The following is a 16,553-nucleotide window of genomic DNA, read 5'->3' as shown; positions in this document are numbered from 1 at the left end:
GGAGGCGTGGAAGCGCTCTCCGACGCGGTGGGGACGGGTCCAGCGGGCGCGAACCGAATGTGAAAGCATGGGGAGACCCCGCACGAAGGAGCACAGCACGGTGTCCGATCACGAGTGGCAGGCGCCCGGTGGAACACCGCAGGTGCCGCGACCGGATGCTGCGCCCGCACCGGGCGGGGCCGCAAACTCGGGTGCGTACGGCCCGCCGCCGCCACCGTTCACTGACGGCTCGGCTCCACCGCCGCCTTCCCCCGTACCGGCCGTGCCAGGTGCCTGGACTCCCCCGCCGAAGCCCGGACTGCTCCCCCTCCGACCGCTCGGGTTCGGGACGCTCCTCTGGGCGCCGTTCCGCACCCTGCGGCGCAATCCCGCCCCGACGTTCGGCAGCGGACTCGTGGTGCAGCTCGTCTCGGTCGTGGCGACCGCGGCGGTCTTCGTGCCGTTCCTCGTGGTGACCTTCAGCCGACTCGAGAGCGCCGCAGAGGCCGACGCCGACGCCATCCTGTCGGGCACGATCGGCGGTCTCCTCCTGCTCATGCTCGTGCCGATCGCGATCTCGATCGTCGCGAGCGCGTTCCTGCAGGGCGTCATGGTCATCGAGGTGGCGACCGGCACGCTGGGCGACCGGCTCGGATTCGCCGCCCTCTGGCGTCGAGCGGCGAAGCGAATCTGGCCGCTCATCGGATGGACCCTGCTCGTCGCCGCGGCGCTCCTCGTCGCCCTCGTGATCATCTTCCTGATCGTGCTCCTCGCCGGATCGATCTCGCCGGTCGGGCTCGCGGTGGGCATCGGCGTCGCCATCCTGCTCGGGGTCGGGCTGCTGGTGCTCGGCGCCTGGCTGGGTGTGAAACTCGCGCTCGTCCCGAGCGTGATCGTGCTCGAGCACGCCGGCATCCGGGCGGCCATGGCTCGCTCGTGGCGGCTCACCGACGGGTTCTACTGGCGCACGTTCGGCACGCTCATCCTCGTCGCGGTCATCCTCAACGTGGCCGCGAACGTCGTCGTGCAGCCCGTGTCGCTCGTCGGCACGCTGCTCGCCGTCATCGTCGACCCCACGGGCACGGGTGCCGCGATCACGATCACCATCATCACCACCGTGGTGACGCTCATCCTCTCGCTCCTCATCGGTTCCATCACTGCGGTCGTGCAGGCGGCGCTCATCGCCGTCATCTACATCGACCTCCGCATGCGCAAGGAGGGGCTCGACCTCGAGCTCGAGCGGCACGTCGAAGCGCGCGGGGCCGGCCTGCCCGTCGGCGACCCGTATACGCCGCCCGCCGACGGTGCGCCCTCCGCCGCCACGCCGACGCCGGGAAGCGAGCGCCCCGCCACGTGGTCGTGATCCCGCACGGCGACGTCCCGGTGGATCCCGATGCGCCCGAGGCGCGGCGGTGGCTGCAGGACGAGCTCTCGAAGCCCGAGTACCAGAGTGCCCAGCCGACCGCGTTCGACCTCGCGATGCAGGCCATCCGCGACTGGATCGCGAGCCTGTTCGAGGGCGCGACCGGCCTCCCGGGGCCGCTGCTCGCCCTGCTCGCGATCGTCGCCGTCGCCGTCCTCGTGGTGATCGGGCTGCTCGTCTTCGGCCTCCCCCGCCTGCGTCGGCGGCGCGCGCCCGCGGCACCGCTCTTCGACGACGCCGACCGACGCGATCTCGCGACGCTTCGCCGAGCCGCCGCCGCGGCAGCGGCCGCGGGTGACTGGCCGCTCGCCATCGAGGAGCGGTTCCGCGCACTCGCCCGCGGGCTCGTCGAGCGGGACCTCATCCGGGTGCATCCCGGCACCACGGCGCGGGGTGTCGCGGATGCCGCGACCGAACGATTCCCCGATCACGATCCCGCGCTTCGCGACGCCGCCGCCGACTTCGACGCCGTGCGGTACCTCGGGCGGGCCCGATCCCCGGAGCGCTACGAGGCGCTGACCTCGCTCGAGCGCACCCTCTCCGACACGGCTCCGGCCGGCTCCGATCCCGACGCCACGGCCGCCGCCGGCACAGCCGGCGACCTCACCGCCGCGGAGCCGCGACGATGACCGTCACGTTACCGGCCGCCGCGCCCCAGGCCCCCTCGCCGAGCTCTTCGCCGTCGGCCGCCACGGCCATCACCCCCACCCTGCGCGCTCACCTGCGGCGGCGGCGGGCGTGGCTCGTCATGGCCGCCGTGCTCGTGCTCGGCGCCATCGTGCTGCTCATCGTGCAGGGCGGCATCCGGGCACCCGGCCCCGCCCTCGGCGCCGAGAACCCCGCCCCGGTCGGGTCGAAGGCGCTCGTCGAGGTGCTCCGCGCCCAGGGCGTGACGGTGACCGAAGCCGCGACCTCCGCCGAGGCGATCGACGCCGCCGGCGGTGGCGCCACCGTGTTCCTGTACGACGAACTCGGACTGCTCGGCGACCGACTCGACGACCTCGCGGCGGCGGCCGACCGGCTGGTCGTCGCCGAACCGGGCTTCTCGGCGCTCGAACGTCTCGCCCCGGGCGTGCGGCTCGCGGGCGCCGCCCGGGGCCCGCTCGACGACGTCGCGTGCGACCTGCCGGCAGCCGAGCGCGCCGACACCCTCTCCGACGGGCAGCGCCTGCTCACGATCGACGATGCGGCGTTCGCCGACGGATGGACCGGCTGCTTCGCCGACGGCGAGCTCGGCTTCGCCGTGACATCCGGGCCGGGAGCGGCCGGCGGCGAGCTCGTCCTCGTCGCCGCGACCACGGTCTTCACGAACGAGCGCATCGACGAGGAGGGCAACGCCGCCCTCGCCCTCGGCCTGCTCGGGACATCCGACGAACTCGTCTGGTACCTGCCCTCTCCCGCCGACGCCGACGAGGCGGCCGCTCCCACGATCGCCGAGCTCACCCCCGGTTGGGTCAGCCCCGTCATGGTGCTCGCCATCGTGGTGGCGATCGTCGCGGGCGTGTGGCGAGGACGCCGGTTCGGTCCGCTCGTCGTCGAACGGCTCCCGGTGCAGGTGCCCGCCGGTGAGACGAGCGAGGGCCGGGCGCGACTGTACGCCCGCAGTGGAGCCCGCACCCATGCGCTCGACCAGCTCCGCATCGGCGCCGTCGAGCGACTCGCGGCGCTGCTCCGGCTCCCGAGGCCGGCCCATGCCAGCGCGGTCGTCGAGGCGGTGGCGACGGCGACGGGGCGCGACGCGGCATCCGTCGCCCACCTGCTCGTCGCCGGCGATGCCGCCCACGATCGCGAGTTCGTCGATCTCGCCGTGGAGCTCGACCGCCTCGAGCAGAATGTGCGCCGCTCGATCCGCCCCGACCCCGACGATCCCACCCGCCACCCAGGAAGGCGACCATGACCGACACCATGCCGAGGACCGACGACGACCTGCGTGCCGCGCTGAACCGCGTGCGCACCGAGGTGGGCAAGGCCGTCGTCGGCCAGGACGGCGCGGTGACCGGCCTCATCATCGCCCTCCTCACGCGCGGTCACGTGCTGCTGGAGGGCGTGCCGGGCGTCGCGAAGACCCTGCTCGTGCGCACCCTCAGCCGCACCCTGCGCCTCGACACCCGGCGGCTGCAATTCACGCCCGACCTCATGCCGGGCGACGTCACGGGGTCCCTCGCGTACGACCCGCGCAGCGGCGAATTCGCCTTCCGCGAAGGGCCGGTGTTCACGAACATCCTGCTCGCCGACGAGATCAACCGCACGCCGCCGAAGACGCAGTCGGCCCTGCTCGAGGCGATGGAGGAGCGGCAGGTCTCGGCCGACGGCGTGACGCGGCCGCTGCCCGACCCGTTCATGGTCGCCGCCACGCAGAACCCCATCGAGTACGAGGGCACCTACGCGCTCCCCGAGGCGCAGCTCGACCGGTTCCTCATGAAGCTCGTGCTCGAGGTGCCCGAGCGCGACGCCGAGATCGACCTGCTGCGCCGTCACGCCGACGGCTTCGATCCGCACGACCTCGCGGCCGCTGGGGTCACGCCCGTGCTCGGGGCCGAGGAGCTCGCCGCCGCACGCGCGGCCGCGGCATCCGTTCGTGTCTCCGACGACGTGCTGGCCTACGTCGTCGACCTCGCCCGGGCGACGCGTCGCAGCCCCTCGATGCGGCTCGGCGTGAGCCCGCGCGCGACCACGGCACTGCTCGCGGCGGCGAAGGCGTGGGCGTGGCTCACGGGCTACGACTCGCTCACGCCCGACCACGTGCAGGCGATGCTGCTGCCCGTGTGGCGGCACCGCGTGCAGCTGCGGCCCGAGGCCGAACTCGAGGGCGTCGCCGTCGACGCCGTGCTGCGCTCGATCGTCCAGCAGGTGCAGGTCCCCCTCTGACATGGCGGTCACCGGTCGGTTCGTGCTCCTGGTCGCGCTCGGCGTCGTCCCCGTCGTCGCCGCGGGACTCTCGGGCGCGGATGCCGCGTGGCTCGCCCTCGTGGGCTGGCTGGTGCTCGCCGTCGGCGCGGGCGCGCTCGACCTCTCGATGGCGGCGTCGCCGCGCCGTGTGGCGCTGACCCGCGAGCTGCCCGACCGCGTGCGGCTCGGCGAGACGGTCACCGCCGAGCTCGCGGTGCAGAACCTCGGCGGGCGGATGCTGCGCGCCGTCGTCCGCGACGGCTGGGAGCCGTCGGCGGGGGTGGCCGGCCCCAACCGCACGTCGCTCCGCATCCCGTCCGGCGAGCGACGACGGATGACCCTGCAGCTCGCGCCATGGCGACGCGGCGACCGCCGAACCGAACAGGTGACGATCCGCTCGGCCGGGCCGCTCGGGCTCTGGGCGCGCCAGGCGACCCTCGCGGCGCCCGGACGGCTGCGCGTGCTGCCGCCCTTCCACTCGCGTGCGCACCTGCCCTCGCGGCTGACCAGGCTCCGCGAGATCGACGGGCGCACGCCGCTCCTCATCCGCGGGCAGGGCACCGAATTCGACTCGATCCGCGAGTACGTGCGGGGCGACGACGTGCGCTCGATCGACTGGCGGGCGACGGCGCGGCATGCCGACCCCGAGGTGCCCGGCAGCATGAAGCTCATGGTGCGCACCTGGCGTCCTGAACGCGACCGGCGCATCGTGATCGTCGCCGACACGTCGCGCACCGCCGCCGCGCGCATCGCCGACGAGCCGCGCCTCGACACGGCGTGGGAGGCGGCGCTCCTGCTCGCGGCGCTCGCTTCACATGCGGGCGATCGCGTCGACTTCCTCGCGTGGGACCGACGCCTGCGCGGCCGGGTGCACGGCGCGAGCGGCGCCGAGCTGCTCGCCCGCATGGTCGACACGATGGCCGACGTCGAGGCCGAGCTCATTGAAGCCGACTGGACCGCCGTGCCCGGCCAGGTGCGCCGTGTCACGAGTCGGCACGCGCTCGTCGTGCTGCTGACGGCGGCCGACTCGCCGGGCAGCGCCCGCGGCCTGCTCTCGGTGCTGCCGCAGCTCACCGCGCGGCACACCGTGATCGTGGCCTCGGTCGCCGACCCGGCGCTCGTCGCCGCCGCGCGGGATCGCGGGTCGCTCGACGACGCCTACCGCGCGGCCGCCGCGGAGCGAGCGCTCCTCGACGCGGAACGCGTCGGCGCGGCCATCCGCCGACTCGGTGCGATGACGGTGTCGGCGGCGCCGCAGGAATTGCCCCCTGCCCTCGCTGATCGCTACCTCGAGCTCAAGGCAACCGGCCGGCTCTGAGGCGCGGACCAGCTGCGTCCAGGGCCCAGCGCCGACCGCGCTCCGGCCCGGCCCCGTACCCGGTCCACCTTCACAGGAGATCGAACGATCTGTCGGACGTTCGATCACTCACGCTCCTGCGAATCCGCCGCTCTCCTGCAAACGGATGCCGCGGGCGCGCCGAGCGGATGCCGCGGGCGCGCCGAACGGATGCCGCAAGGCGCCGTGGGCACCCCAGCGCCGCGGCATCCGGTCGCTCTGGTCAGCCGGCGGCGATGCGCGTCGCGCCGGCGTCGAATTCGACGAGGTCGCCCGTCTCGCCGGCACGTGCCGCCCGGCCGCCGAGCACGAGCATGTAGGCGAGGAATCCGCCGAGCGCGAGCGCGCCGATCCCGATCTTCACGGGCCACGGCCACGGCGCCGGGGTGACGAAGCCCTCGATGAGCCCGGAGACGAAGAGGAAGAAGATCAGGCCGATCGCGACCGAGAAGAGCGAACGGGCGTCCTCGGCGAGCGCGAGCCCGCGGGAGCGCGGGCCGGGTGCGACCCACGCCCAGAAGATGCGGAGGCCTGCGGCGGCGGCCACGAACACGCACGTGAGTTCGAGGAGGCCGTGCGGCGCGATGTAGAGGAAGAAGGTGTCGGCCTCGTCGAAGGCGAACATGACCGCCGCGGTCATCCCGAGGTTCTGCGCGTTCTGCAGCACCACGTACGGCACCCACACGCCCGTGATGCCGAACGCGACGCACTGCGCCGCGATCCAGGCGTTGTTCGTCCACACGGCGCCGGCGAACGACGCGGCGGGGTTCTCGGAGTAGTAGGCCACGAAGCCCTCCTCCGCGAGCTGCCGCAGTTCGCGCTCGCTGCCGAGGGTCGCGAGCACACGCGGGTCTCCGCCGATCCACCAGGCGTAGAGTGCGGCCACCGCGACGGTCGCCACAGCGACGGCGAGGGTGAGCCAGCGCAGTCGGTAGAGAGCGGCGGGGAGACTCACGATCACGAACCTCGTGAACTGCCGGAGCGGGTTCTCGGGCGCCCCGGTGAACCGCAGTCGGGCGCGCGCGAGCGAGATCGACAGGCGATCGCCGAGCGCGGTCGAGCCGGCCGTCGTCTGCACGAGCGAGAGGTCGGATGCCGCGCCCTGATACCGCTCGATGAGCTCATCGGCCCCTGGGCCGTCGAGGCCTCTCGAGCGCGCGAGCACGTCGAGTCGCTCCCAGTCGTCGTGGCGGGCGGTGGCGAGCGCGTCGAGGTCCATCTGCTTGAATACTACCCATGGCCGACGCGACCGGAACCCGGAGCCGGGCCGCCCGATTCGACGACGAGGGCGTCGTCACCGGCGAGGCCGTGACCCTCGATGTCCGCCCCGCGAGCGCCCTCATCCGGGCCGGCGGCGCCGCGATCGACGTGCTCGTCACCGTGGCGCTCATCATCGGGCTCCTCCTCGCGCTGTCGGGCCTGCAGGTCGATGAGGCCGCGGCGCGCGCCATCATCATCGGAGGCCTCGTGTTCTGCGTCGTGGTGCTGCCCACCGCAGTCGAGACCACCTCGCGGGGCCGGTCGCTCGGCAAGCTCGCACTCGGCTTGCGCGTCGTGCGCGACGACGGTGGTGCGATCGGGTTCCGGCACGCGTTCATCCGCGCGCTCACAGGCGTCATCGAGACCTACCTCACGTTCGGCGGCCTCGCGGTGCTCGTCGGATTCCTGAACCCCTCGTCGAAGCGCCTCGGCGACCTGCTCGCGGGCACGCATTCCCAGGTGGAGCGAGTGCCGAGGCTGCCGCAGACCGCGTTCGGCGTGCCGCCAGAGCTCGCGGGCTGGGCGACGGTTGCCGACGTCGGCCGGCTGCCCGACCCCGTGGCGCGGCGCGTCGCCGCGTTCTTCGGCAACGTGCAGCACCTCACGCCCGAGAGCCGCGGACGCGTCGCGGTGTCGCTCGCCGCCGAGGTGACGCCATTCGTGTCCCCGGTTCCGGATGCTCCGCCCGAGCTGTTCCTCGCCGCCGTCGTCGCGCTCCGCCGCGACCGCGATCTCGCCGCCCTCGCGATCGAGGACCGCCGCATGGCCACCCTCGCGCCGCAGCTCACGGCGAAGCCGGTCGGCTTCCCCGAGCGCTGAGGCGCGGCATCCGCCGATACTCGCCGGTCAGTACCGGTAGTGGTCGACCTTGTACGGACCCTCGACCGGCACCCCGATGTACGCGGCCTGCTCGGGGCTGAGCTCGGTGAGCTCCACGCCGAGCGCGTCGAGGTGCAGTCGTGCGACCTTCTCGTCGAGGTGCTTCGGCAGCACGTAGACGCCCACGGGATACGCGTCGGGTCGCGTCCACAGCTCGATCTGCGCGAGCACCTGGTTCGTGAACGAGTTCGACATGACGAACGACGGATGCCCCGTCGCGTTGCCGAGGTTCATGAGCCGCCCCTCGCTCAGTACGAGCACACTGCGACCGGTGGGCAGGCGCCACTCGTGCACCTGCGGCTTGATCTCGATGCGCTCGGCGCCGGGGAGCGACTCCAGCCCGGCCATGTCGATCTCGTTGTCGAAGTGGCCGACGTTCGCGACGACCGCGAGGTGCTTGAGCCCGAGGAGGTGCTCGACGCGCACGACGTCCTTGTTGCCCGTGCCCGTGACGAGGATGTCGATTTCACCGAGGACCGACTCGAGACGCGACACCTGGTAGCCGTCCATGGCCGCCTGCAGTGCGCAGATGGGGTCGACCTCGCTCACGATCACGCGGGCACCCTGCCCGCGGAGCGCCTCGGCGGCACCCTTGCCCACGTCGCCGTAGCCGGCGACGAACGCGACCTTACCGCCCATGAGCACGTCGGTCGCACGGTTCAGCCCGTCGGGCAGCGAGTGGCGGATGCCGTACTTGTTGTCGAACTTCGACTTGGTCACCGAGTCGTTGACGTTGATGGCGGGGAAGAGCAGCTCGCCCTTCGCGTGCAGCTCGTACAGGCGGTGCACGCCCGTGGTGGTCTCCTCGGTGACGCCCTTGAGCTCGGCGGCGATGCGCGTCCACCGGTCTGGGCTGAGCTCGAGGGAACGGCGCAACGTGTCGAGGACGACGCGGAACTCGTGGCTCGTGGCATCCGTCGCCTCGGGCACTTCGCCGGCGGCTTCGAACTCGCGACCCTGGTGCACGAGCAGCGTGGCGTCGCCCCCATCGTCGAGGATCATGTTCGGGCCGATCCAGTCGGCTCCGGATGCCGCGGCCTCCGCGCTCCAGTCGAAGATGCGGTCGGTGCACCACCAGTACTCCTCGAGCGTCTCGCCCTTCCAGGCGAAGACGGGCACGCCCTTGGGATCGTCGACGCTGCCATCGGGGCCGACGACGACGGCCGCGGCCGCTTCGTCCTGCGTCGAGAAGATGTTGCAGCTCGCCCAGCGCACCTGCGCGCCGAGGGCGACGAGCGTCTCGATGAGCACCGCGGTCTGCACGGTCATGTGCAGGCTGCCCGCGATGCGCGCGCCCGCGAGCGGCTTGGACTCGCCGAACTCGGCGCGGAGGGCCATGAGGCCCGGCATCTCGTTCTCGGCCAGCCGCAGCTGGTGGCGGCCCGCCTCGGCGAGCGAGAGGTCGGCGACCTTGTACGGGAGGGCGGTGGTGACGGCGGCATCCATGCCGACCATTCTGTCACTCCCTCCGGATCGCGTCCCTGCGTTCGGACCTGCGGAGATACGATCCGACACCCCGCGCGCGGGCGCGACCGCTCGGCGCGGCGGATTGGATTTCCGCAGAATCGAACCATGCGCGGGCACAGGCCGCGGCGCGCCGAGGTCAGCCGCGGATGAGGGCGAGCACCTCGTCGCGGATCGACGCCATGGTCGCGGCATCCTCACCCTCGACGTTGAGGCGCAGGAGGGGCTCGGTGTTCGACGGCCGCACGTTGAACCACCAGAACGGCTCGTCGCCCGCCGTGATGCCCGTCACCGTGAGCCCGTCGAGCTCGTCGAAGTCGGCGCGGCCCGTGAAGGCCTCGACGATGCGGGTGTAGGCGGCGGGCACGTCGTCGACGGTCGAGTTGAGCTCCCCTGAGAGCGCGTAGGGGTCGAAGCGGGCTGCGAACTCCGACAATGGGGCGTTCTGCGCGCCGAACTCGGCGAGTACGTGCATCGCGGCGAGCATGCCGTTGTCGGCGCCCCAGAAGTCGCGGAAGTAGTAGTGCGCCGAGTGCTCGCCGCCGAAGACTGCACCGGTCTCGGCCATCCGGTCCTTGATGAGCGAGTGCCCGACGCGAGTCCTCACCGCGAGCGCGCCGGCCTCCTCGATCGTCTCGGGCACGATGCGCGAGGTGATGAGGTTGTGGATCACGACGACGTCGTGCTCGCCCGCCGCTCGCACGCGCTCGATCTCGCGAAGCGCCACGATCGCGGCGATCGCCGACGGGGTGACCGCGGCGCCCTGCTCGTCGACGACGAAGCAGCGGTCGGCGTCGCCGTCGAAGGCGAGCCCGAGGTCGGCGCCGTGCTCGACGACCGCGCGCTGCAGGTCGACGAGGTTGGCGGGCTCGAGCGGGTTCGCCTCGTGGTTCGGGAATGTGCCGTCGAGCTCGAAGTAGAGCGGCACGATCTCGAGGGGAAGCGCGGGAAGGCCGGCGGCGTCGCCGAGCACCGCGGGGACCGTGAGCCCGCCCATGCCGTTGCCCGCGTCCACGACGATCTTCAGGGGCCGGATGCCGCTGAGGTCCACGAGCGAGCGGAGGTGCGCCGCGTAGTCGGCCAGCACGTCGGCCTCGACCACCGAACCCGGTGCGGCGGCATCCGCGATGCCCTGCTCGAGGGAGTCGGCGGCACGGTCGCGGATCGCCGCGAGCCCGGTGTCGAGCGAGATGCCCTGGGCGCCGGCGCGAGAGAACTTGATGCCGTTGTACGCGGCGGGATTGTGGCTCGCGGTGAACATGGCGGCGGCCGCGTTCATCGAGCCCGACGCGAAGTACGTCTCGTCGGTCGAGCAGAGGCCGATCGCGACGACGTCGGCTCCCCGCCGGGTGGCGCCACGCGCGAAGGCCGCCGCGAACCCGGGCGACGAGTCGCGCATGTCGTGTCCGACGACGACTCGGCCGCCCGCGGCGCCGACCTCGTCGACGAAGGCCGCACCGAGCGCCTCGACGGTCGCGTCGGTGAAGCCCTCCCCCACGATTCCTCGGACGTCGTAGGCCTTCACGATGGCGTCGAGGCGCGCACGGGCCTCGGAGGGTGCAGCGGGATTCACGCCTTGAAACCTACCCCACCGAGTGAGACGTGCCGCACGACCTGCCAGCCCACCGGTGCCGAGGTGCGCTCGGCGTGCCGGGCGCACAGGTCGTATCCGTGCGGCTCGCGGTTGATGGCGAGGGGGCCCAGCACGGCCATCGAGTCGGCATAGTCGAACGTGAGCGTCGCGACCGCCTCAGCGGCGCATGCGGTGCGCGAACAACGTCTCATGGCTCCACCAGAGTAGCGACGGGCTGGGACATTACGATGGAAGGCATGCCCCGATCCCGTCGTGTCGCGACGCCCCGTTCACCCCGGCGACTCGCTCGGGACCGGCACGGGCGCGGCATGCGCTCGGCCGTGACCGGCCCGCACCTCGAGCCGCTGCGCACGAGGCTCGACGAGTTCGACTTCACCATCGCGACGACCGCCGCCTATCTGCGTGGGCTCTGGCCCGAGCTCGAGGGTGTCGTGTTCGAGGTTGCGCAGGGCCCTGCCGAGGCGATCCACGGCGACCACATCGACCGGTGGAAGGTCTGGCACGACGAGCGTCGCATCACGTTCTACCGCCTCCCGATCGTGCGCTTCCTGCGGCTGCAGGAGGGCGAGGATCGCGACGAGAAGCTCCTCATCGAGAGCTGCGTGTTCCGCGCGGTGGCCGAGCTGCTCGACAAGGACCCCTGGGAGCTCTCACCCGGGCGCTACCGGCACCTCTGAGGACCGCGGCGCACGAAGCGCGCCGCGAATCAGCGCGGCTCGGCGCAGCTCAGCGCGGATACACCTGGATCGGCGAGTCGAGAGGGCTGGGCGGCTGCACGCCGAAGGACGCCAGCTCGTCGTCGCCCGCGAACGACACCGTGCCATGCAGGCCCTCGGTGCCATCGAGCACCACGGATGCCCCGGCGTCGAGCGACACCGAGGCCGCGCCCGCCGGCGGCACCGTGACGACCCGCTCCGAGCCGCCGCTGACGACCCTGACCTCGGCCGCCGTCTCGGCGTCGGGATTCACGAGATGGAGCATGGGAGATGGTCCACGGGGCACCGCGACGACCGCCCCATCGAGCAGCGGCGCGGTGGCGACGGTCCATGCGAGGTCCGACGGCGCCGAGGCATCCGTCTGCCCCTCGGTGCCGCCCACGGTTGTGCGTGCCGCGGCGACGACGGGGGCGTCGGCCTCGATGCGGATCGTGTAGGCCCCGGCGTCGAGCACACCGAGCGGGACATCGACGACCCGGCCGGGCTCGAGGGCCGCCTCGATCGTGGTGCCGCCCGATCCCGACTCGGGGACGACGCCGATGGAGACGGCGACCGGCTCATCGCCGGGCGCCAACAACCGAACGACGGGATGGTCGTCGCCGTCGGCGTGATCCTCGGTCGCCTCGACCCCGCCCGCCTGCGGCACCAGGACGCCGGGGATCACCTGGCGAGTCGACGGGCCGGCCGTCGCGCCCGTGAGCTCGATGCCCGCCGGCGCGAGCCCGACGACGACGGAGTGCTCGAGGCTCGCCGCGATCGCGCCGCCGGCGCTCGTGACGTGGATCACGGGTGAGGTGAGGTTCGGTGCGAGGCCGGCGAGCGAGAGCACCCGCTGCGTCCCGGGCGGCACGATGATGCCGAGGGCCGACGGCGCTTCGACGGCGCCCGTCTCGCCGATCACTCGCACGTCGACGGTCGCTGCGACCGCCGAGGGATTCGAGAGGAGCACGATACCGCTGCGGCCGAGGTTCGTTGCGCCGGCCACGAGCCACGACTCGGCGACGGCCTCGCCGCACGCTGCGGCGGTGAAGCCCGAGAGGGTCTCGCTCTCGACCGACTGCGACTGGGCGGCCGCGAGCAAGCCGGCGTCGACGCCGCCGGGCTCCGCCGCGATCGCGATGGGCGCGCCGTCCTCGGCGGCCCGCGCGTTGGCGGGGGCAGCGAGCGGAACCTGCTCCAGCGCCACTCCCGACGGCTCGGTCGCAGTCACGATCTCGGCCGGCCCGACGGATGACACGGCGGTCGCCGCGGCGGGGTCCTCGCCGATGGCGAACAGCGGCCCGGGGCACACGCGCAGCTGCCGGCTCTCGGCGGGCTGCACCTCCTGCGACGGCACCTCGACCCGGTGCTCGGGCCAGGGCACGAGAGCGGCCGCGGCGACGCTGCCAACGGCCAGTGCGGCCGCAGCAACGAGGGCGAGGACCCGTGCCCCGATCCTGATCAGCTTGGGATCAACGGCCATCGTCGTCTCCTTCCCGAGCATCGGCGGGGCCCGTATCGACGGTGCGGTCGGTCACGGCGGGGATGGGGGTCGGAACGCGGTCATCGGATGCCACGGCCGATGCCCCGACATAGGGTGCCTCGGCCGCCTCGGCGGCCTCGGGGTCCACGGCTGGAGCCTCTGCATCCGTCGCCTCCGCGGGCGTGACCGGTTTGTCGGCCTTGACGGCTTTCGGGCGTCGCCGCCTCGGGAGCCGCCACGCGGGCCGACGGCGCGGTGCCCGCCGTACCGGCCGCCGGTCCGCTTCGCGTCCGGCCCCCGTCGGGATCGAGAGGAGCAGCGTCGCGCCGACGATGACGAGCTGCACGATCGTGATGAGCGTTGCGAGCCACCCTCCGGCACCGGCGGGAATCCGGGCGGCCGCGGCATCCGGCTCGGCGTCGGTGAACCGCCAGAGCGTGCCGAAGTCGGTCTCGCCGACGGGGACGAGCGCCGGGTTGCCGTCGAGCGCGGCGCGCGCGCGTCCCTCGGCCTGCGTCGCCTCGCGGCCGTCGCCTGCGGCAGGTGCGAGCAGCACGAACGCCACGCCGAACTCCTGCACGGCGGCACCCGGGTCGAACCCGCTTCTCGAGGCGAGGTTGCCCGCGACCGTCGCGAGTTCCTCCTCCTCGGCGGTGAGTCGGGCGCGGGTTTGGTGCAGCGTGGACTGGTCATCGAGGGTGGCGCCCGCGCCGTGCTCGAGGGTGGCACGGATGCCGCCGTCGGACTCGGGCTCCATCCTGAGCGTCGTGATGCGCGGATCGGCGTCGGCCTGGGCGATCACATAGGCCGGAAGGTTCCGTTCACCGGCCGGACCGAGCGGTACGGCGCCGGTCGCGATCGCCACGATCGAGGGAACGATGGCGACGATCGTGAAGATCGCCACGACACTCGACACGATGGCCGCGCCACGTCGCAGCGCGTGGAGGAAGGCGACCGCGGCCATGATGAGTCCGAGCCAGGCGAGGCTCAGCCCGGCACCCGACCAGAGGGGCACGGCTTCGAGCCCGACGGTCGCGACGGAGAGCTGCGTGGCGGCGACCGCGGTGGCGAACCCGGCGAGCGCCGTGGCGAGCGTGAGCACGGTGCGCCGGATGTCGGAGGTGAGCACCGCCGCGAGGGCGGCGAGCACGAGCGGTACGAGGAGCGCGGATGCCACGAGCCGGGGATCGAGCGGAGTGACCGCGCGCACGATCTCCTCCCAGCCGCCCCAACCGCCACCGGGGAACCCGAGCGCGAGCTGCCACGCCGACGGCACGGGCCCGACCACCGGAACGCCGGGGTCGGCGAGGAGGCCGAACGGCGTCCCGCGCCGCACCTGCTCGACGACGAGCGGAAACGCGAGTGCGAGCGCGGGGATCGGGAGGCCGACGAGACGCACGGCGGCGCGGCCGCTCACGGCGATGCCGACGAGCCATCCGACCACCAATGCCGGGGCGAGGCTGGGCGCGGCCGCGACGACGCCGGCGAAGAGCAGGGAAGCGGTCGCCGCAGCCGCCCACGACGTGGCGGCACCGAGGACCGCGAACACCAGCCACCCCAGGAGCACGTGGGCGAGGACGGCCCCCGGCCGCCCTTCGGCGAGCGCGCTCAGGAACATCGGCGCCACGGCCCACACGGTGGCGGCGAGCGCCCGGACCGAGCCGCGCTCGGTGAGCCGCGACGCCGCGAACCAGACACCCATCGCCGCGGCCGGCATCGCGACGAACCAGAGCAGCAGCATGGCGAACGACGGGGACCAGAACGTGAGCGAGCCGAGCACGGCGAGGGCTCCCGCGAACGGGTCTGCGGCTCCGACGAATCCGGTGCCGACGTCGCGCCAGCCGTAGGCGGCGTTTCGCCAGAGCTCGGAGAAGCCGGAGAGTGGAAGGAGACCCCCGCCGCCCACGCCGGTGGATCCGATCAGCCAGGAGAACATGCCGATCGACGCGGCAACGGTGGCGAGCAGCACCCAGCCTCCGCCCGCCCCCAGGAACTGGAGTTCCTCGGTTCTGCCACGCGCCCGCACCCGTCTGGCCTCGGCGGCCGCCTGATGTCGCCGGCGCGCCTCGTCGGGCTGCAGCCGGAGCGGGGCGATCGACGACCACCCGGTGGTGCGCGACCCCGCCAGCACCCGACGTGCCCGGCTCACGCTCCCCAGGGCGAACATCGTTCCGATGGCCGCCGCGAACTCGCCGAAGATCGCGCCTGGACGCTTCACGAGCAGGTGCCGGATGGATCGCAGCAGCGCGAGCGGGAGGAAGCTGAGCCAGTGCAGCGGCACCAGGGCAGGCGGCGCGTACACGAGTCGGCGATGGAGCTCGGCGGCTCGCGCCGCTCGGGCCCCTCGGCGCACGGCGCGCCCACGGCCGCCACCCTCGGCTCCGGCGATCCCGTCGGCGGCGAATCGCACCCTGGCCTCTGGCACGACGGCAACGCGGTGCCCGGCCAAACGTGCGCGGACGCCGAGATCGAGGGCGTCGTCCACCGTGGGCAGGCCGGGGTCGAACCCGTCGAGCGCACGCCACACGGTGTGCCGCACCAGGATCGCGGCCGGGTCGAGGCCCAGCACGTCGCTGAGTCGATCGTGCTGGCCCTGGTCCAGCTCGCCGGCGACGACGGGCACGCTGCGGCCGAGGCGGGTCGACGTTCGACCCAACCCGGCGATCCGCTCGGGTTCGTCCCACTGCATGAGCTTCGGCCCCGCGATGGCGACCGATCGGGCGGTCTCGAGGGTGGCGGCGAGGGCGGCGAGCGCACCGGGGTCGGGTGCCGAGTCCTCGGCGAGGAGCCAGAGCGCATCGGCCTCGGAGCCGGGTGCGTCGAGCGCCTGCTCACCGGCGCGGATCGCCTCGCCGAAGCTCAGCGCCTCCTGCAGCTCGACGACCTGCGTCGGTCCCGCCGCGCCGACCTGCTCCTTCGCCTGAGCATCGGCGGCGGTGAGCACGACGACGAGCGCGTCGGGCGTCCGCACCTGCGCGCGGATCCCCTCGAGCGTGCGGTCGAGGTGGTCGCCGCCGTGGCGAACGACGAGGACGGCGGTGACTCTGGGGAACATCGGGGCCAGCCTAAGCGGCCCTCAGCGTGGCATCCGCAACCCGCCGGGCGTGCCACGAATCGGGCCGACTGCGTTCTCGACCCTGCCGACGGACCCCGTGCTCGGCGGTCGGCAGGCGCGACCTCGACCCGGTGCGGGCTGGCACCCGCACCGGGTCGACGTCACACTGCGCGCTTGCGGAGCTTGCGGCGTTCGCGCTCGGAGAGTCCGCCCCAGATGCCGAAGCGCTCGTCGTTGGCGAGTGCGTACTCCAGGCACTCGCCGCGCACTTCGCATCCCGTGCAGATCTTCTTCGCGTCGCGGGTCGACCCACCCTTCTCAGGGAAGAACGCCTCCGGATCGGTCTGTGCACATAATGCGTCGCTCTGCCATGCCAACGGATTCTCGTCGCCCGCCCCCGGACGAACCCCTGGAACGCCGAGCCTCACCGGATCGACGAACCAATCCTCAGGTACTCCAGAACGATATTCAGGATTTCCCATATCGTCTCCCACCC

Annotated in this window: 14 protein-coding genes; 7 read left to right on the top strand and 7 right to left on the bottom strand. The window is 73.0% G+C overall.

From position 1 onward, the window contains the following. Positions 1–100: 100 nt before the first annotated feature. Genes AB0K73_RS11515 through AB0K73_RS11495 form a run of 5 tightly spaced genes read left to right on the top strand, consistent with a single transcriptional unit; the run spans position 101 to position 5,609 of the window. On the top strand, positions 101–1,342 hold the full coding sequence (locus AB0K73_RS11515; protein ID WP_360512428.1) for a hypothetical protein: 1,242 nt from the start codon (positions 101–103) through the stop codon (positions 1,340–1,342). Beyond that, positions 1,333–2,031 carry a DUF4129 domain-containing protein gene (locus AB0K73_RS11510; protein ID WP_360512430.1) on the top strand — a complete coding sequence of 233 codons (699 nt, stop codon included), beginning with the start codon at positions 1,333–1,335 and terminating at the stop codon, positions 2,029–2,031. Before AB0K73_RS11515 ends, AB0K73_RS11510 begins: the two co-directional genes overlap by 10 nt. Next, on the top strand, positions 2,028–3,299 hold the full coding sequence (locus AB0K73_RS11505) for a DUF4350 domain-containing protein (protein WP_360512432.1): 1,272 nt from the start codon (positions 2,028–2,030) through the stop codon (positions 3,297–3,299). Before AB0K73_RS11510 ends, AB0K73_RS11505 begins: the two co-directional genes overlap by 4 nt. Continuing rightward, positions 3,296–4,270 (top strand): AAA family ATPase, encoded by a 975-nt coding sequence (locus tag AB0K73_RS11500; protein ID WP_360512434.1) that lies wholly within the window; start codon positions 3,296–3,298, stop codon positions 4,268–4,270. Before AB0K73_RS11505 ends, AB0K73_RS11500 begins: the two co-directional genes overlap by 4 nt. A 1-nt stretch (position 4,271) precedes the next feature. Then, a complete protein-coding gene (locus AB0K73_RS11495) occupies positions 4,272–5,609 on the top strand; it encodes a DUF58 domain-containing protein (protein ID WP_360512436.1) in 1,338 nt (445 codons plus the stop codon). A gap of 241 nt (positions 5,610–5,850) precedes the next feature. On the opposite strand, the gene AB0K73_RS11490 is transcribed toward AB0K73_RS11495, so the two are convergent. Continuing rightward, positions 5,851–6,846: a stage II sporulation protein M gene (locus AB0K73_RS11490; protein ID WP_360512438.1), complete on the bottom strand. Its 996-nt coding sequence runs from the start codon at positions 6,844–6,846 to the stop codon at positions 5,851–5,853. A gap of 17 nt (positions 6,847–6,863) precedes the next feature. Between AB0K73_RS11490 and AB0K73_RS11485 the strand changes: the two genes are divergently transcribed. Continuing rightward, complete coding sequence (locus AB0K73_RS11485) at positions 6,864–7,706, top strand: RDD family protein (RefSeq protein ID WP_360512440.1); 843 nt, start codon at positions 6,864–6,866, stop codon at positions 7,704–7,706. 27 nt (positions 7,707–7,733) lie between these two features. Here the strand turns inward: AB0K73_RS11485 and ahcY are convergent, their stop codons facing one another. The 3 genes from ahcY to AB0K73_RS11470 form a co-directional block, all read right to left on the bottom strand. Beyond that, positions 7,734–9,212 (bottom strand): adenosylhomocysteinase, encoded by a 1,479-nt coding sequence (gene ahcY, locus AB0K73_RS11480; RefSeq protein ID WP_360512442.1) that lies wholly within the window; start codon positions 9,210–9,212, stop codon positions 7,734–7,736. A 157-nt stretch (positions 9,213–9,369) separates the two neighbouring features. After that, on the bottom strand, positions 9,370–10,803 hold the full coding sequence (locus tag AB0K73_RS11475) for a phosphomannomutase/phosphoglucomutase (RefSeq protein ID WP_360512444.1): 1,434 nt from the start codon (positions 10,801–10,803) through the stop codon (positions 9,370–9,372). Next, positions 10,800–11,015, bottom strand: coding sequence for a DUF3499 family protein (locus AB0K73_RS11470; protein ID WP_360512446.1), 216 nt, complete (start codon positions 11,013–11,015; stop codon positions 10,800–10,802). The genes AB0K73_RS11475 and AB0K73_RS11470 overlap by 4 nt, the downstream gene beginning before the upstream one ends. A gap of 45 nt (positions 11,016–11,060) precedes the next feature. Between AB0K73_RS11470 and AB0K73_RS11465 the strand changes: the two genes are divergently transcribed. Further along, entirely contained in the window at positions 11,061–11,501 is a 441-nt protein-coding gene (locus AB0K73_RS11465; protein WP_360512448.1) for a hypothetical protein, read from the top strand. A 49-nt stretch (positions 11,502–11,550) separates the two neighbouring features. On the opposite strand, the gene AB0K73_RS11460 is transcribed toward AB0K73_RS11465, so the two are convergent. From AB0K73_RS11460 to AB0K73_RS11450, 3 genes are all read right to left on the bottom strand, one after another. After that, complete coding sequence (locus AB0K73_RS11460) at positions 11,551–13,002, bottom strand: DUF5719 family protein (protein WP_360512450.1); 1,452 nt, start codon at positions 13,000–13,002, stop codon at positions 11,551–11,553. Next, positions 12,992–16,057: a glycosyltransferase gene (locus tag AB0K73_RS11455; RefSeq protein ID WP_360512452.1), complete on the bottom strand. Its 3,066-nt coding sequence runs from the start codon at positions 16,055–16,057 to the stop codon at positions 12,992–12,994. The genes AB0K73_RS11460 and AB0K73_RS11455 overlap by 11 nt, the downstream gene beginning before the upstream one ends. 161 nt (positions 16,058–16,218) lie before the next feature. Continuing rightward, entirely contained in the window at positions 16,219–16,539 is a 321-nt protein-coding gene (locus AB0K73_RS11450) for a WhiB family transcriptional regulator (protein ID WP_360512454.1), read from the bottom strand. Positions 16,540–16,553: the final 14 nt, after the last annotated feature.

Origin of the sequence: Agromyces sp. NPDC052230, assembly GCF_040679595.1 — a bacterium.
Classification (GTDB): domain Bacteria; phylum Actinomycetota; class Actinomycetes; order Actinomycetales; family Microbacteriaceae; genus Agromyces.
The sequence above is the reverse complement of the archived record's forward strand: the minus strand, read 5'-3'. Positions and strand labels throughout refer to the sequence as shown.

Excerpts from the sequence above, each read along its gene's own strand:
- AB0K73_RS11505 (WP_360512432.1), top strand. The coding sequence starts at position 2,028 with ATGACCGTCACGTTACCGGCCGCCGCGCCCCAGGCCCCCTCGCCGAGC.
- AB0K73_RS11500 (WP_360512434.1), top strand. The coding sequence starts at position 3,296 with ATGACCGACACCATGCCGAGGACCGACGACGACCTGCGTGCCGCGCTG.
- AB0K73_RS11495 (WP_360512436.1), top strand. The coding sequence starts at position 4,272 with ATGGCGGTCACCGGTCGGTTCGTGCTCCTGGTCGCGCTCGGCGTCGTC.
- AB0K73_RS11490 (WP_360512438.1), bottom strand. The coding sequence starts at position 6,846 with ATGGACCTCGACGCGCTCGCCACCGCCCGCCACGACGACTGGGAGCGA.
- AB0K73_RS11485 (WP_360512440.1), top strand. The coding sequence starts at position 6,864 with ATGGCCGACGCGACCGGAACCCGGAGCCGGGCCGCCCGATTCGACGAC.
- ahcY (WP_360512442.1), bottom strand. The coding sequence starts at position 9,212 with ATGGATGCCGCCGTCACCACCGCCCTCCCGTACAAGGTCGCCGACCTC.
- AB0K73_RS11470 (WP_360512446.1), bottom strand. The coding sequence starts at position 11,015 with ATGAGACGTTGTTCGCGCACCGCATGCGCCGCTGAGGCGGTCGCGACG.
- AB0K73_RS11465 (WP_360512448.1), top strand. The coding sequence starts at position 11,061 with ATGCCCCGATCCCGTCGTGTCGCGACGCCCCGTTCACCCCGGCGACTC.
- AB0K73_RS11460 (WP_360512450.1), bottom strand. The coding sequence starts at position 13,002 with ATGGCCGTTGATCCCAAGCTGATCAGGATCGGGGCACGGGTCCTCGCC.
- AB0K73_RS11455 (WP_360512452.1), bottom strand. The coding sequence starts at position 16,057 with ATGTTCCCCAGAGTCACCGCCGTCCTCGTCGTTCGCCACGGCGGCGAC.
- AB0K73_RS11450 (WP_360512454.1), bottom strand. The coding sequence starts at position 16,539 with ATGGGAAATCCTGAATATCGTTCTGGAGTACCTGAGGATTGGTTCGTC.